This window comes from Algoriphagus boseongensis (genome assembly GCF_004362805.1).
In the GTDB taxonomy this organism is placed as follows: Bacteria; Bacteroidota; Bacteroidia; order Cytophagales; family Cyclobacteriaceae; genus Algoriphagus; species Algoriphagus boseongensis.
This window is the reverse complement of record NZ_SNYF01000005.1, coordinates 1,425,898-1,439,795: the sequence shown is the minus strand read 5'-3', so window position 1 is coordinate 1,439,795 and position 13,898 is coordinate 1,425,898. Positions and strand designations below refer to the sequence as shown.

The following is a 13,898-nucleotide window of genomic DNA, read 5'->3' as shown; positions in this document are numbered from 1 at the left end:
AAGGATTTATTGGTCTAAAGAAGCTTAGGAATCCAAATTTTGAAGGACTTTTTCAGCCGCAGCTTCTCCAGCCAAAACAGCTCCTTCGATATAGCCATGCCAACGAGTAGCTGCTTCAGTTCCGGCAAAATGGATATTTCCGACTGAGTTTCGGTATGCATCCTGAAAACTAGTCCAAGCTTTTGGCTGCATTAAGGCTGCATAGCAACCCTGAGACCAAGTTTCGTCGGTCATGAAAAAGTCCTCGTAATTCAGATAGTCATCAGCCATAGGTCCAAAATAGCGATTGGCAACTTTTCTCATGGTTTTCTCTCTTTCTTCTTTTGGAAGTTTGAATAGGTTTCTTGCCCTGCTTCCTATCGAAAAACCCATAAGAATCCCCTTGCTTCCATCAGAGGGCGAGCAATCGAATAAAGTTTGGTAGGGCGTATTTTCATCTGAAACAGATTGCCCCGAAAATCCCTGAGTTCGCCAAAATGGTTTTTCATAAATTAAAAAACATTTCGCGACTTGCCCCATCGGATAGTTTTCCAAAAGCCCTGTTTTTGTTTGGGGTAGAGCAGGCTGAAATCCTATTTCTTTTAGCAAGGGTGGGGGGATGGCAATAATGACCTGCTTGCAGATTATTTCCCTTTCAGAAGTGAATACGGTGTATCCATTTTCACGGGTTAGGATTTGCTTTACGGGAGAATTGAAATGAATGTCTTCTTGGAATCCTTCGGAAATTTTCTCTGCCAAAAGCTGCATTCCACCCTGGATTCTATGTTGCTGAGCTCCGTTTTTGATATTAATCAGGCAGTCGAGAGAAGTCCCGGATTTGATGTAAAACAAGGCATGAAGAAAGCTTAGCTCCTCAGGGTCACAGGCAAAAATTGTCTCGCATCCGGCTCTCAAAACAGCATAGCTTGAATTGGTCTTACATTCACTTTTGAGAAAATCCTCTAAAGTCATATGATCCCATTTTTGGGCTTTTGGATGAGTCCATGGAGAATTCATCGGGATTTTTTTCGCAAGTCTTTCCAATTTGCGAATAACCCAATCCAAATTCAGCAAGGAAAAAAGATCGAGTTTGGGAATAACTCCTGAATAAGTTTTGATTTTTCCTTTTAGGTCAAGGATGTTTTTCCCCTGATTATAAGTTTCATAGAAAGAAACGCCATATTCTTCGCACAGCGCATACATTCGATCTTGGGTTGGGCCAATCCATTGTCCACCAAAATCCAGGTAATATCCTTGGTCAAATTTTTTGGTATAAACTCTTCCTCCAAGCCTATCTCGGGCCTCCAGAATTTCAAATGCTATATGGGATTGTTTAAGGATTCGGGCAGCAGCAAGACCTGAGAATCCTGCGCCAACGATGACCACTTCGGTGGAGGCTATGTTCATATTTCAAGTTAAAAAAATGAAGGAAATATTCTTACCGAGCGGATTCTAAAAGGAAATTTTCGAATTCATCTGTGTTGAAATTGCTCATTCCTTCCTGGTAAAAGATGATTTTTCCGTTTTTGCCTACTACCAAGGTGGTGGGAATAGATTCGCTTTGGAGGCTTCTGTTTAATCCAAAACTGGCATGGACAACAGGGAACGCCCAGTTTTTTCCCTCGATGAAGTTTTTGCTCTTCTGAAAATCATTGTCAGTTCCAATTAATAAAAACTCCAAATCCGGCTGGTTTTTTACTTTTTTGTACAATTCTGAAATATGGGGCATTTCGGCTCGGCAAGGGCCACACCAAGAAGCCCAGATATTGATGAAAACCACCTTTCCACGGTAATCTTGTAGATCAACGAGATTACCATCCATATCCTTGAATTGTCCTCGGTAATCAAATTGCTGATTGGTTAGGTCTGGAATTTCCAGCTTGGGTTTGATGAGTCCAGTCGCCAAAAACACCGATTGTATGCCTCCCTGAATCACTGGAAGCAATCCTGTGAAATATAACAAGGCAAAAAAGGCTAGAATCAGCCCCCAGGATTTAATTTCTTTTTTCCAATCCATTTAGAATTAAGAGTTAGGAAGTACGATTTACGAGGTTTTATTAATACCGCTAAGGTCTGCTAGTATTATCAGGGTTTTACTAGGGAAGTTTAGATTCTCAGTTTTACGCTACCTAATTTCTTCTTGCCCTCACATCCCAAATCTGAAATCAAAATTACTTCCACAATTCCAGCCGGTTAGTGACCCTTGGCACATTTTAACCTTTTTCTCTAATTAGGCAGTCTTATCTTGCGGTTTTAATTCTGATTAGTATTTCCAAAAATAGATGAATTACGAAAGTAAAATTGCGTCCGAACTCGGCGTAAGGCCTCATCAGGTGCAGGCTACTATAGAATTGTTGGACGGAGGAGCAACTGTTCCTTTTATTTCAAGGTATAGAAAAGAGGTGACCGGGACTTTGGATGAAGTTCAGGTAGCCACCATTCGGGACCGTATTGAGCAATTGAGAGAACTGGATAAGCGAAGAGAAGCCATTCTTAAGTCGATCGAAGAACAAGGGAAATTGACTCCAGAGCTCAAAAAATCCATCGAAGGAGCCGAAACGATGGCTAAGCTGGAAGACATCTATTTACCCTACAAGCCCAAGCGAAGAACCAAAGCGACTATCGCCCGAGAAAAGGGTTTGGAGCCTTTGGCAGAGCTGATTTTCGCCCAGAATTCGATTGATTTAGAAGCTGAGGCTGAGAAGTATTTTAGTCCTGAAAAGGAGGTTAACTCAATTGAGGAGGCCCTACAGGGTGCCCGAGACATCATCGCCGAATGGATCAATGAAAATGCTCCACTTCGTGAAAAAATGAGGAAGCTCTTTTGGGAAGAAGGAATTTTCACCTCCAGAGTTATTCCTGGAAAAGAAATTGAGGCGATTAAATACAAGGACTATTTCGACTGGTCCGAACCTATAAAAACAGCGCCTTCTCATCGGGTTTTGGCCATGAGAAGAGGAGAAAAGGAGCTTTTTCTGATGCTGGATTCTTGCCCAGATGAGGCTTCTTCTCTTTCAATAATGGAGCGTGAGATTCTTCAAGGCTTTGCGAATAGCTCTGCTGATCAGGTGAAGTTAGCGATCAAGGATTGTTACAGAAGGCTTTTGAAACCTTCCATGGAAACAGAAATCCGACTTATGACTAAGAAAAAGGCCGATGAGGAAGCAATTCGGGTTTTTGCCGAAAATCTCCGCCAGTTACTGCTTGGAGCTCCTTTGGGAGAAAAATCCGTGATGGCAATCGATCCAGGATTCCGCACAGGTTGTAAGTTGGTCTGTTTAGGCCCACAGGGACAATTGATGCATTATGAGGCTATTTTTCCCCACGAACCCCAGCGTCAAACCGCAGCTGCGGGCATGACCATCAAAGGATTGGTAGAACGATTTAAAATTCAGGCGATAGCCATAGGAAATGGAACAGCAGGAAGAGAAACAGAGGCTTTTGTCAAGGGATTAGGATTGCCGAAATCCATCATCATTACCATGGTCAATGAATCAGGAGCCTCGATTTATTCCGCTTCTGAAGTGGCAAGAAATGAGTTTCCGGATTTGGATTTGACAGTCCGAGGTGCTGTTTCGATTGGAAGAAGATTGATGGACCCTTTGGCAGAGCTCGTCAAAATTGATCCCAAGTCCATTGGGGTAGGCCAATACCAGCATGATGTGGATCAAAATGCGCTTAAGAATTCCCTGGATGATACCGTGATGTCAGCCGTGAATGGAGTAGGAGTCGAAGTCAATACCGCTTCCAAAGAATTGCTGACCTATGTTTCAGGTTTAGGTCCGGTTTTGGCTCAAAATATCGTAGACTACCGTATGGAAAACGGACCTTTTTCTTCTCGGGCTCAGCTCAAAAAAGTGCCAAGATTGGGGGAAAAGGCCTATGAACAGGCAGCAGGGTTTTTAAGAATCCGAAATGCCAAGCATCCCTTGGACAGTTCTGCGGTTCATCCGGAGCGCTATGATTTGGTAGAAAAAATGGCAAAAGATCTAAAAGCTTCTGTGCAAGATTTGATGAGTTCTGAGGAACTTCGAAATCAAATTATCTTAAAAAACTATGTGTCTGAAACAGTAGGCTTACCAACCCTTCAGGATATTTTGGAGGAATTAGCCAAACCTGGACGTGACCCGAGAGAAAGTTTTGAAGTATTTCAATTCCAGGAAGGAGTCAATTCTATGGCCGATTTAAAGGTGGGAATGAAGCTTCCAGGAATAGTAACCAACATCACCGCCTTTGGGGCTTTTGTGGATATCGGGGTTCATCAGGATGGTTTGGTGCACTTAAGTCACTTAGCGGATCGATTTGTAAAAGATCCAAATGAGGTCGTATCAGTGGCTCAAAAAGTTCAGGTAACTGTAATGGAAGTAGATATTCAGAGAAAGCGAATCGGGCTTAGCATGAAAGCCGACCCGTTTGCGGAGCGAGTTCGTGATTCCAAGCCCCGAACAACCCATAACTCAGCTGCAAAACCTAATAAGGCAGAAGAACCTGGAGGCTCCATGGCTGATAAATTGGCAATACTCAAAAAGCAGTTTGGGAAATAATCCTTACAGCCCTCTTTGGATTAATTCCTCGGAGGGCTTTTTTCAAAATCAGAATAGAGTGGGAAAAAACGGCCCGGACTATCGCCCGGGCCAAGCGCTCACCCAGCAAAAAATCAATTTTTCAAATACACCAAGTCTGCGGCAATACGTTTTGGGCCGCCATTTTGAAGTATCGTGGTAAGTCCCACATAAAGACCATCTGCACCACCTTCGATTGCGGTAAATGTATTATCTAAGGTGAGGAGATTTTGTCCGATGACTTCCCATTCTTTTCCTTTCAGCTTGTATAGCCTTTTGTCTGCTTGGGCAATCATGTACACATTGCTCCCTGTGAAGGCAATTTCTTTGAAATCACGCGTAACTCCGTTGGATGCAGGAAGTGTTGTTGGAAGGTTGACACCTTCAGCTACAGTTTCAAGGCTAGATCCTGTGTATTTGTAAATGTCCAAGATGTTTGGATTGTTCCATCTTCGAATCACGATATAAGGTTGGTCCAGATTGTTTGGATTTTTATAGAGGACTGGCATGTGTTTTTTCTCCATGGAAAGTGTCTCTCCGACGGGCCCGATTGCTTTTGAAGTGATGGTGCTGAAGTTATTGCCGTCAAAGGAAACGCAATGGAGTTTTCCATTAGTGGTATTCACCGCATCATAGCTTATCCAAGTCCAGAAGACCTTGTTTGGATTTCCGGCTTTGGAAGCATCATTGGTAAAGTTTATTCCGACATTTTTAAAATTGGGAAGGTCTGTCAAATCCCATCGATCTGCTGCTGGAGGTACGCCTGGAACAAAGGTGTAAAGGCTTGGAAAACCAGTGTTTGAATTCAAACCCATACTAAATACAAAGCTCTTGCCTTTGAGATTAAGTAAATATCCCTGGTCGGAATTAGTCATTGGGGTTTGATTATTCTTTTGGGTGCTTAGGTTATGCATTACCCCTCGTGAATTTCCATATACACCATGAGTCACGGCACCAGAAGCGTATTGATAGACTACCAGCTGATCTTCGGCATTGATTTCATTTTCATTTCGTGGATTCAGCTGATTTCCACCAAAGATCGGATCAAGAATCAGTTCACCTGTCGCATTTATTTTGTAGACGAAGGTGGTTCCTCCGAAAGTCGTCCAAGACTCAGAGATAAAGGAGATTTTCCCGTTTCGTTCAAAAATCTCTTTCAGGAACATCCAATGCTCATTGTTCAAGTCTCCGTTGAATGCATGCACCCGAAATTTGAACTGAGCCCCCTGTTTGGTGTAGAAGGCCTTGGCCTCTGCCACTTCCTTGGCCAATTGGTCTGCTCCTGATGAGCCACCGGAGGAGCCATCCGTGTTGTCATCTCCGCCATTGATCAGATCGCAGGAAGCCATGCTTCCCATCAAGGCCAGAAAAAGAAAAATATATTTAAACTTCATAGCTGCTTTCGGTTTTTTTTCTCCGAAAGTAGAAGGGAAACTCAGCTTTGGAAATACGCTATTTTCAGTATTCTATCCGATCAGTCGATTGGATTTTGCTTTTTGGATGGCTTCAAGTTTGTTGTGAGCCTGAAGTTTGGAGTAGATGTTGTCCACGTGTTTTTTGACGGTGCCGACGGATAGGAAAAGATTGTCTGCGATCATCTTGTATTTCAGTCCTTTACTGAGCTGTTCCAGGATTTCGATTTCTCGCTTTGAAAGTCTGACTTCTTCAGGATCTTCAAGATTTTCGGGGAGATGTGGATTTCTGAGCAGACGAAGAGTTTTCAGTGCGATGGATGGGGTCATCGCAGCACCGCCTTCTAAGGTGTCCCGGATCGCTTTTTCCAGATCTTGATTTTCGGCATCTTTCAGCAGGTAGCCATCTGCACCAGCCCGGATGGAATTGAAAATTTTATCATCTGAATCAAAAACAGTCAGCATGACTACTTTGATCTGGGGCCAGCGCTGTTTGATCTGGTAAGTTGCCTCTATCCCGTTCATTTCGGGCATTTCGATATCCATTAGAATCAAGTCAAGGTTACTGTCCAGCTGGATTTTTTCGAGTAAGTCCTTGCCATTCAATGCCTTTATTTTCAAAAGCACCTCGGGTATCGAGCTCAGTTTTTCGATCAGCGCTTTTAATATGTAGGGGCTATCTTCAGCTATTCCGAGTCGAATCATGGAAGTTTTCGGGTAAGTCAATCCTGATTTTGGTGCCTTTTTGGATCGTGGATTCAATATCTATTTTTCCCCTCAAATCCGAAACACGCTTCCTGAGATTTAATATCCCGTTTCCATATTCGGCCTCTTCCAAGGAAAAGCCTTTTCCGTCATCTTCGATCAGAATTTCCAGTCCATCGTTTCCTTTTTTTCGAAGGCAAATGGTGATATTGCCAGCCTCGGCATGCTTGAAACCATTGTGAACGCCTTCCTGAATGATCCGGTAGATGGTGATTCCCTCAAAGGAACTCAGCTTCTGTTCCTCCAATGCTTCATCCATTTCAAAGCTGAAGGCGATTGTTTCTGAATATTTGGCCTTTTCGATAAAACCCCACAATCGTTCCTTCAAATCGGCGAAGTTCATTTTGGGTTTGTTCATGGCCCAAATGGTATCCCGTAGTTCGATGATGGTAGATTGGGTAAAGGACTTGATCGAATCCAAGCTGTTGACGGCCCTCTCACTGAGCGGTTGAAGGCTTTTTTTCAGCTGATCGACAGATAGAATGATGAATGTGAGTTGTACGCCGATGTTGTCGTGTAAATCTCTGGAAATTGTAAATCGCTGCTCCTGAAGCCGGTTTTGGATATCTACCTGAGCTTTGATTTTTTGGAATTCAATCTCCTGTTGCTGCTGATGGTTTTTAAGTTTTTGCTGCTTGACAGTTAAAAAGCCAATCCCGATGGAAGCCAACAGAAAGATTCCCAAAGCCGCAGCGCCAAACGTGATCCGTTGGTTTTTGAGTTTTTCCTCTGCCAAAATCCGCTCCTTTTCTGCGACCTGGTATTTAGTTTCGGTCTCGGTAATCAGCTGGGCATTTTTCTCATTGAAAATGCTGTCGTTGATTTGGGTGAGGAGTTCGTGGTAAAAAAGAGCAGAATCTGGGCGTTGGGAATTTTTGAAAAACTCATAAAGCGCCTCATAATTGTCGCCGATTTTTTCCTGACTTTGACTTCGGAACGAGTAGAATTTTCCTTTGGTCAATGCCTCTCCGGCCTCTTTGAGATTGCCTGTTTTGGTGTTGATCCTTCCTAGGTTGGTGTAATAAGTGGCCAGATCATAATCTTCCGAAATCCCGGACTCTGAGTTGATCTCACTGATTTTGATGGCTGTTTGGATCCAGGGTTTGGCTTCCTCGAGTCGATTGAGTTTGATCAGCGTATTCCCGATGTTGTTGTAAGTAAAGCCAATTTGAAGCGTATCGAGAGAACTTTTTAGCTCCATCACTTTGGAGTGGAAAAAGAGTGCGCTGTCGTATTTGCCCCAGTCGTCATAGTTGATTGCAATGGAATTCAATGCGAGTACCACACTCATGGGGTCATTTTCCTGGTTTTGAAGGAGAATCTCATAGGCTTTTTTGCCATAATAAACTCCCTTTTCATATCCTGAGAAGTCGTGGTAATTGTTGGAAATTCCCTGTAGCAACCAACCCTGCCAGGATAGACTTTTTAATTCTTCCGCCAAGGGAAGTGCCTCAAAGGAAATCTGAATTGCTTGTTCGTAATCTCCGGCACTGCGGTAGGCTTTGCCCATATTGTGACGGACATAGATCATTTTGTTCAGGTCATGTACTTTTTCGAAATAGGTAAGGGCCTTCTCTCCATAGTAAATGCAACTATCCAGTATTCCATGATCTGAAAAAAAGGCGTTTTTCGCAAAGTCAAAATCAGCCTGATCCGCGGGGTTTTTGACAAGGGATTTTGCAGCTGAAAAGAAATAGACACTTGAATCGGCTGACATGACTCCTTTTTGGAGAGTCTTTTTTAAATCCTGGGCGGCGGTGTTTTTTCCCATCAACAAAAAAAAGAAAGCCAAAATGACTCTGGAAATCAAACGCTTGCTGGGCATTTTTTTAAAGATTAGAAAGGGATAGGGTCGGGGAGAAATTCTTTGGTGAATTCATGATTTACCAATGAATAATTCAGGATTAAGATAAGGTTATTTGAAAAAATCTCTTTGCGATCGACCAGAATAAAAATAAAAAAAAGCCTCAAAAATTGAGGCTTCCAGTGGCTTTTGTCATTTCAGTTTTCCTGATCTTGATACATCTCATTGTAGGAATCTTCGTCCATTCCTTTACTGAATCTTCTGAGGTTATACGTAAAGGAAATCATAAAGTATTGCTGAAGCACATTGGTTTGGATGTCCTCAATGAAAGTCTCGGTGATATTTCTTCGCACATTGGCATTTTGCTTCAATAGGTCATAAACCATGATGCTGATCTCGCCTCTTTGGTTGGCAAATATCTTTTTACCCAAACTCATATTGACCAAGGAGAAACTGTTATCGAAGCCTTCGCTCAAACCGGAATTGATCTGATGGTTTAAGTCAAGTCTATAAATAAATCCTTCCCAAATGATCCAGTTGAAATTCACACTGAATCGCTGCTGGAAAAATCTATTGTTGAGGTTTGCATTAAGTGTATTCTCCACATTGTTAAAGGAGGATCGAGACCAAATATTGAAATCAATCTGATCGCTGATGCTGCTGTTGATCGAAAATCCAGTGCTTAATCTTTGGGAATTGTTGAATCCGATTTGATCATTGACCTGCCCAGGTCTTTTGCTCACACCTAAACCAGCGTTGATATTGAGTTTGGATTTAATAAAGTCCAAAGGCATCCCATAACTCAGCCAGGAACGCATATCCCAGTATCCATCCAAATTCACGGGTTTATTCAGCTGAGATCCCTTTTCCAAAATGATTCCATCCTGGATTTCGGTGGGTTCGCTTGCAATAAAAGTACTGTTGCTGATGTAATTGTTTATGAGGCTAGATTGGGCAAAAAGAAACCAGCTTTTATCTGAATCAGGATTTTGACTTCTGAATCTGACTCTAAACTGATGGTTGTAAGCTTGATTCAAATCAGGATTTCCTGTTCTAAGTTGCAAAGGATTCGAATTGTCAATTACCGGTTGAAGTTGTCGGATTTGAGGCTCATTAGTCCGGGTATCGTAGTCAAACTGGATATTGGTGTTAGGACTGAATTTATACTCCATACGAAGCGTAGGAAGGACAGCTGAGAATCGTCTTTCCAAGTCGAATGGCTGAGGGAATTCCTGCTTGTTGTCCAATTTGGCATCCTGATATTGGACTTCGGTCTGCATTCTTAGCTTGTCATTTTTGAATTGATAGCCTAATTCAAACTCCTGAGTAAGGTAGTCGCTTTGGAAAGTGTTACTTAGAGCTGTATCCAAAGCCATATTTCCAGAATTGAAATCTCCTCCTTCCACATCAAAAATCAGCTGTTCTGAATTGTTGTCCCTGTTTCCTATTTCGTATTCTATTTCTATTTGGCTCTTTTCACCTAAAGCCTCTGTAAATGAAATTCCGGTTTCCCAGCGGTTGCCAACCCTTGCTCTAGTGGTTCTTTGGTTGATCAGCTCATTTCGCTCACCATCCTCTTCAAAATATGTATTTCGAGCCACGCGATCACTAAGGTCATTATCCCAACCTCTATGGTAAATGGTTCTAAGTGTTACTGTTCTACCGGGTTTATCAAATTTATGGCTATAGAGAAGTCTATTGAAGAAATCAAACTCTTCGTAGTTTCCGGTTTTTACGTTTTCTACTTGGTTGATAGGCGTAAAGCCATCGGTTGTCTCACCGAAAAATCCTGAATTTTCTGTTTCAAATCTGGCCGTGAACCTTGGTATATAAAGAATCCTGTTTTTAGAATCCGGATTGTAGTCCAATCTTAAATCCGCCTGATGTTCATTGTTTACACGTACATCCCTGGAAGTTTCAGAATATTCCTGATTTGAGTTGTCAGTCGTGACAAAATCTCTAAATCGGGTCACAATCCCGACATTTTCCCGATTGGAAAAGGTATAGCTTCCGGAGACTTTCATTTTTTCTCCCCAAAGATCAGTATAGTTTAGTCCGAGGATATTGGTAGTCACAATTCCCTCTTGAGGACGCCCATCCGCTTGGGCATTGGCGTCACTTGAATAATTCAATAGGTTAACATTGTTGGCCAAGCCTGTGAAAGTAATTCGCTGATCTTCATCAAAGGCATTGATGCTTGCCCCCACAAGATATCGATCATCCGTACCATATCCCACTGTAGTTTTTCCAAATTCTCCTTTTCTTCGATTGGGTTTGGTGATGATATTGATGGTTTTTAATCGCTCCCCATCATCAAAACCACTGAGTTGGGCTTTTTCGCTTTTTTGATCAAATATCTCGATGCTTTGAATGACCTCTGCAGGAAGATTTTGCAAGGCAGCTCGTACGTCAGTTCCGAAAAATGGCTTGCCGTCCACTAAGATTTGGGCGATATTTTCCCCTTGAGCCTGAAGAATTCCATTTTCTGAGACCACACCGGGCAATTTTTCAATCAATACCTGAGCACTTGCATCTTTCATGGTTTTGAAAGCATCCGCATTGTACATGGTAGTATCACTTCGTTGATTTCCTGTGGATCTTCTCGCAGCAACGACTACCTCATTCAAAGCTGTAGCTTCCTCTCTGAGACTAATTGTCCCTAAATCCAAATTGGAATTCACCCTGAGAAGCCTGAAGTAATTTTGGTAACCCAGGTATTGGATTTTGAAAAGGTAATCCCCGTCTCGAACTCCTGTCAGTTCAAATTCACCATCCAAATCAGAGATAGTGCCGGCTACCTGAGAGGAGTCGGTGACGGCCAGCAAAAGAATATTAGCATAAGGAATAGCGTCCTGTTTTCCATATTCATGAACATTTCCTTTTACGGTATAAGTTTGGGAAAATGCCAGATTAACGCTTCCAAAAAGAAAAAGAATAGGTAGAAAATATTTCATTGGTTTGGTAGATACGCTATGTATTTCTTGTTTTCCCTTGATCGAATACAAGGGCAATACACTTATAAATACAAAATAACCCAGCTTGGGTTTACTTTTTTGGCTAGAATTGGCTGAGCGGTCAATAGAGCAAATGAACAGCAACCTTTCGTGGAAAAAAGCCAGAACTATCATGTAGTGTCCTGAAAAATAGTCATTTACCACTTGAAAATATTTTTTGACAATACTCGTCAGAATAAAATGTTTATTTTTGTGTCAAATAGATGTTTATAAAAGTAACATTTATAACTTAGTGTCCGTAAGGATAAGCAGTTATGGAAACACAAGACAAAATCAGCATCACCACAAAAACTTTAGCGTCGGGTAATTGCCAAGTGAAGTTTTTTATTGAAGATGAGACCAGACCTCAATACGGATATCTTTTGGTGACCGAGCCAAAACCAGTTGGAGAAATTATCGATGAGATTAAAAATCGATTGGAGAGAAGAAAAGAGGAATTGATGAATCTCAATCCATTTTTTCCTTTACCACCAGCGGAAGAAGATCATAAATTTTACCTGTTTTCAGCATGAGTTACTTGGCTTCAAACCTCCGTTTTTTGCGAAAGCAAAAGGGAATTACTCAAAATGATTTGGCAGATCAATTGGACGTGCAGCGCACCATGATCTCTGCCTATGAAGATGGAAGATCTGAGCCCAAGTTGGCTACACTTCAAAAAATTTGTGACTTGCTGGAGGTTGGTATTGAAGAGTTGATCGAGCATGACATCGAAATGAAGGGTAGGAGAGTTCTTCAAAAGCGGGGCATGCAGATTCTTACCATAGCTGCAGATGCTAATGATAAGGAAAATATAACTCTGGTGGCACAAAAAGCCTCGGCTGGATATCTCAATGGATTTGCTGATCCTGAGTTTATGGAGTCATTGCCTCAGTTTCATCTCCCAAATTTATCCAGGCAAGCAACTTACCGAGCCTTCGAACTGGCAGGTGATTCCATGCTTCCCTTGGTTCCGGGAACTATCGTAGTTGGAGCTTATGTGGATCAATTGAAGCAAATCAAAAGTGGTCAAACCTATGTTTTGGTTACTCAAACCGAAGGGGTGGTTTACAAGCGGGTGTTTAACTATTTGGCTGAAAACGGGAAATTGTTCCTGGTTTCCGATAATGATCAATACAAGCCCTATGAGGTGAGAGGGGAAGATGTACTAGAAATCTGGGAGGCAAAAGCTTTTATCAGTACTGATTTTCCTAACCCTGGGGACAAAAAGAAACCCCTAAGCCTGGAAGACCTAGGGGATATGATTCGGGATATCCAATCGGACTTGAGAAGGATTAAAAGTTAATTTCGCGTAAGGGAAATTTGGGTGGAGGCGACTTCAGGAACGATTACTAAGCCTTCCCAACTCGAACCCGAATTGGACGTAGCCATGGATAATTTTCCGCCTATATTAAACATGGTATTGTAATAGTCCGCTGTCCAATTGTTCCCATCGATTACCCCAGATCCTTTTCCAATTTGATTATTTAAAATGTTGTATTCCAAAAACTCAAAAGTATTTCCATTCTGAGTGAAAACTAAAGTGGATTGATTTCCCTCAATATCCTGTAAGACCCATCTTCCGGATAAGTCATGAATAATGGACTTTTGATTTGTGGCTGGAGGATTGTTTTGCTGAGGGTTCCCAGAAATATTGGGATTGCCTGAATTTCCATTTTCAGAGTCTTTTTCATAATCACCCCCAATGACCTCGTCATCAATAGGATAAGTTGTGGGTTCTGTCCCAGCTATACCAATAATAACAAACAAAGCAACCACCCCACCTAGGACCCAGAGGTAGTTTTTAGCTAACCAGCTTTTTGGAGGGGGAGGAGGAATAACTCTTCTGGAAGTAGATCCACTTTCATGGATTGGGTTTGGTTTTCTAGGAACAATTTTCTCTAGGAACTTGATCAATTGCTCAACATCGTAATCCCAGCGCTTAATATTAATCTCCGTGGCTTGTAGTTCGGCCAAAGGTTTTAAATCATCCGGTAGGTCTGAAGCTTTAGGCTCAGAGATATTCTTTAGCAGAATTGGAATTACCCGAGTACCGGGACTTTGAAGTGAAGCGGCTACCTCACGTCTTACCCAGTCATTTTCTTGAAATAGGCGTGGTATACCATTTTCATCTTTAGGACCTTGCCAATCCGGGCCCATCACGACCAACACAACTTTGCTTTGTGCAAGCGTTTTTTCAATTGCCTCGGCAAATTTGATTCCTGGTTCTAAATTCTCGATATCCAGGAAAACGTTTTCTTTTCCAAAATGCTTTTGAAGTTCGCTTTTTAGCGCTCTGCAATCACTTTGCGTATCAGAATGCCTGTGACTGATAAAAATTTTATCTTTTTCCATAAAAAAACTGATTTAACCTTCTCTAAAGTTA

The 13,898-nt window shown here is 42.0% G+C and carries 10 protein-coding genes; 3 read left to right on the top strand and 7 right to left on the bottom strand.

Annotation, left to right across the window (positions count from 1 at the left end; all coding sequences use genetic code 11):
- Positions 1-24: 24 nt before the first annotated feature.
- Both DFQ04_RS06185 and DFQ04_RS06180 read right to left on the bottom strand, forming a co-directional pair.
- The gene (locus tag DFQ04_RS06185; protein ID WP_133553733.1) at positions 25-1,386 is read right to left on the bottom strand and encodes a flavin monoamine oxidase family protein; all 1,362 of its coding nucleotides are present in this window, start codon (positions 1,384-1,386) and stop codon (positions 25-27) included.
- A 31-nt stretch (positions 1,387-1,417) separates the two neighbouring features.
- Positions 1,418-1,996, bottom strand: coding sequence for a TlpA family protein disulfide reductase (locus tag DFQ04_RS06180; RefSeq protein WP_133553731.1), 579 nt, complete (start codon positions 1,994-1,996; stop codon positions 1,418-1,420).
- A 265-nt stretch (positions 1,997-2,261) separates the two neighbouring features.
- On the opposite strand from DFQ04_RS06180, the gene DFQ04_RS06175 reads away from it, so the two are divergent.
- Positions 2,262-4,523 carry a Tex family protein gene (locus DFQ04_RS06175; RefSeq protein WP_133553729.1) on the top strand — a complete coding sequence of 754 codons (2,262 nt, stop codon included), beginning with the start codon at positions 2,262-2,264 and terminating at the stop codon, positions 4,521-4,523.
- A 113-nt stretch (positions 4,524-4,636) separates the two neighbouring features.
- On the opposite strand, the gene DFQ04_RS06170 is transcribed toward DFQ04_RS06175, so the two are convergent.
- The 4 genes from DFQ04_RS06170 to DFQ04_RS06155 all read right to left on the bottom strand — a co-directional run bounded on the left by DFQ04_RS06170 (position 4,637) and on the right by DFQ04_RS06155 (position 11,476).
- A complete protein-coding gene (locus tag DFQ04_RS06170; protein ID WP_133553727.1) occupies positions 4,637-5,935 on the bottom strand; it encodes a hypothetical protein in 1,299 nt (432 codons plus the stop codon).
- A 72-nt stretch (positions 5,936-6,007) separates the two neighbouring features.
- Positions 6,008-6,658 (bottom strand): response regulator, encoded by a 651-nt coding sequence (locus tag DFQ04_RS06165; RefSeq protein ID WP_133553725.1) that lies wholly within the window; start codon positions 6,656-6,658, stop codon positions 6,008-6,010.
- On the bottom strand, positions 6,636-8,543 hold the full coding sequence (locus DFQ04_RS06160; RefSeq protein ID WP_133553723.1) for a tetratricopeptide repeat-containing sensor histidine kinase: 1,908 nt from the start codon (positions 8,541-8,543) through the stop codon (positions 6,636-6,638). Before DFQ04_RS06160 ends, DFQ04_RS06165 begins: the two co-directional genes overlap by 23 nt.
- 176 nt (positions 8,544-8,719) lie before the next feature.
- Complete coding sequence (locus tag DFQ04_RS06155) at positions 8,720-11,476, bottom strand: TonB-dependent receptor (RefSeq protein WP_133553721.1); 2,757 nt, start codon at positions 11,474-11,476, stop codon at positions 8,720-8,722.
- A gap of 314 nt (positions 11,477-11,790) precedes the next feature.
- Here DFQ04_RS06155 and DFQ04_RS06150 point away from each other — a divergent pair, with 314 nt between their 5' ends.
- Complete coding sequence (locus tag DFQ04_RS06150; RefSeq protein WP_133553719.1) at positions 11,791-12,048, top strand: hypothetical protein; 258 nt, start codon at positions 11,791-11,793, stop codon at positions 12,046-12,048.
- A complete protein-coding gene (locus tag DFQ04_RS06145; RefSeq protein ID WP_133553717.1) occupies positions 12,045-12,818 on the top strand; it encodes a LexA family transcriptional regulator in 774 nt (257 codons plus the stop codon). Before DFQ04_RS06150 ends, DFQ04_RS06145 begins: the two co-directional genes overlap by 4 nt.
- Here the strand turns inward: DFQ04_RS06145 and DFQ04_RS06140 are convergent.
- Positions 12,815-13,867 (bottom strand): toll/interleukin-1 receptor domain-containing protein, encoded by a 1,053-nt coding sequence (locus tag DFQ04_RS06140; RefSeq protein ID WP_133553715.1) that lies wholly within the window; start codon positions 13,865-13,867, stop codon positions 12,815-12,817. The two genes, DFQ04_RS06145 and DFQ04_RS06140, sit on opposite strands and share 4 nt — an antisense overlap.
- Between the last annotated feature and the right edge of the window lie 31 nt (positions 13,868-13,898).

Bases quoted from the DNA above. Each gene is read 5' to 3' on its own strand.
- DFQ04_RS06150 (WP_133553719.1), top strand. From the start codon at position 11,791: ATGGAAACACAAGACAAAATCAGCATCACCACAAAAACTTTAGCGTCG.
- DFQ04_RS06185 (WP_133553733.1), bottom strand. From the start codon at position 1,386: ATGAACATAGCCTCCACCGAAGTGGTCATCGTTGGCGCAGGATTCTCA.
- DFQ04_RS06175 (WP_133553729.1), top strand. From the start codon at position 2,262: ATGAATTACGAAAGTAAAATTGCGTCCGAACTCGGCGTAAGGCCTCAT.
- DFQ04_RS06165 (WP_133553725.1), bottom strand. From the start codon at position 6,658: ATGATTCGACTCGGAATAGCTGAAGATAGCCCCTACATATTAAAAGCG.
- DFQ04_RS06140 (WP_133553715.1), bottom strand. From the start codon at position 13,867: ATGGAAAAAGATAAAATTTTTATCAGTCACAGGCATTCTGATACGCAA.
- DFQ04_RS06180 (WP_133553731.1), bottom strand. From the start codon at position 1,996: ATGGATTGGAAAAAAGAAATTAAATCCTGGGGGCTGATTCTAGCCTTT.
- DFQ04_RS06145 (WP_133553717.1), top strand. From the start codon at position 12,045: ATGAGTTACTTGGCTTCAAACCTCCGTTTTTTGCGAAAGCAAAAGGGA.
- DFQ04_RS06170 (WP_133553727.1), bottom strand. From the start codon at position 5,935: ATGAAGTTTAAATATATTTTTCTTTTTCTGGCCTTGATGGGAAGCATG.
- DFQ04_RS06155 (WP_133553721.1), bottom strand. From the start codon at position 11,476: ATGAAATATTTTCTACCTATTCTTTTTCTTTTTGGAAGCGTTAATCTG.
- DFQ04_RS06160 (WP_133553723.1), bottom strand. From the start codon at position 8,543: ATGCCCAGCAAGCGTTTGATTTCCAGAGTCATTTTGGCTTTCTTTTTT.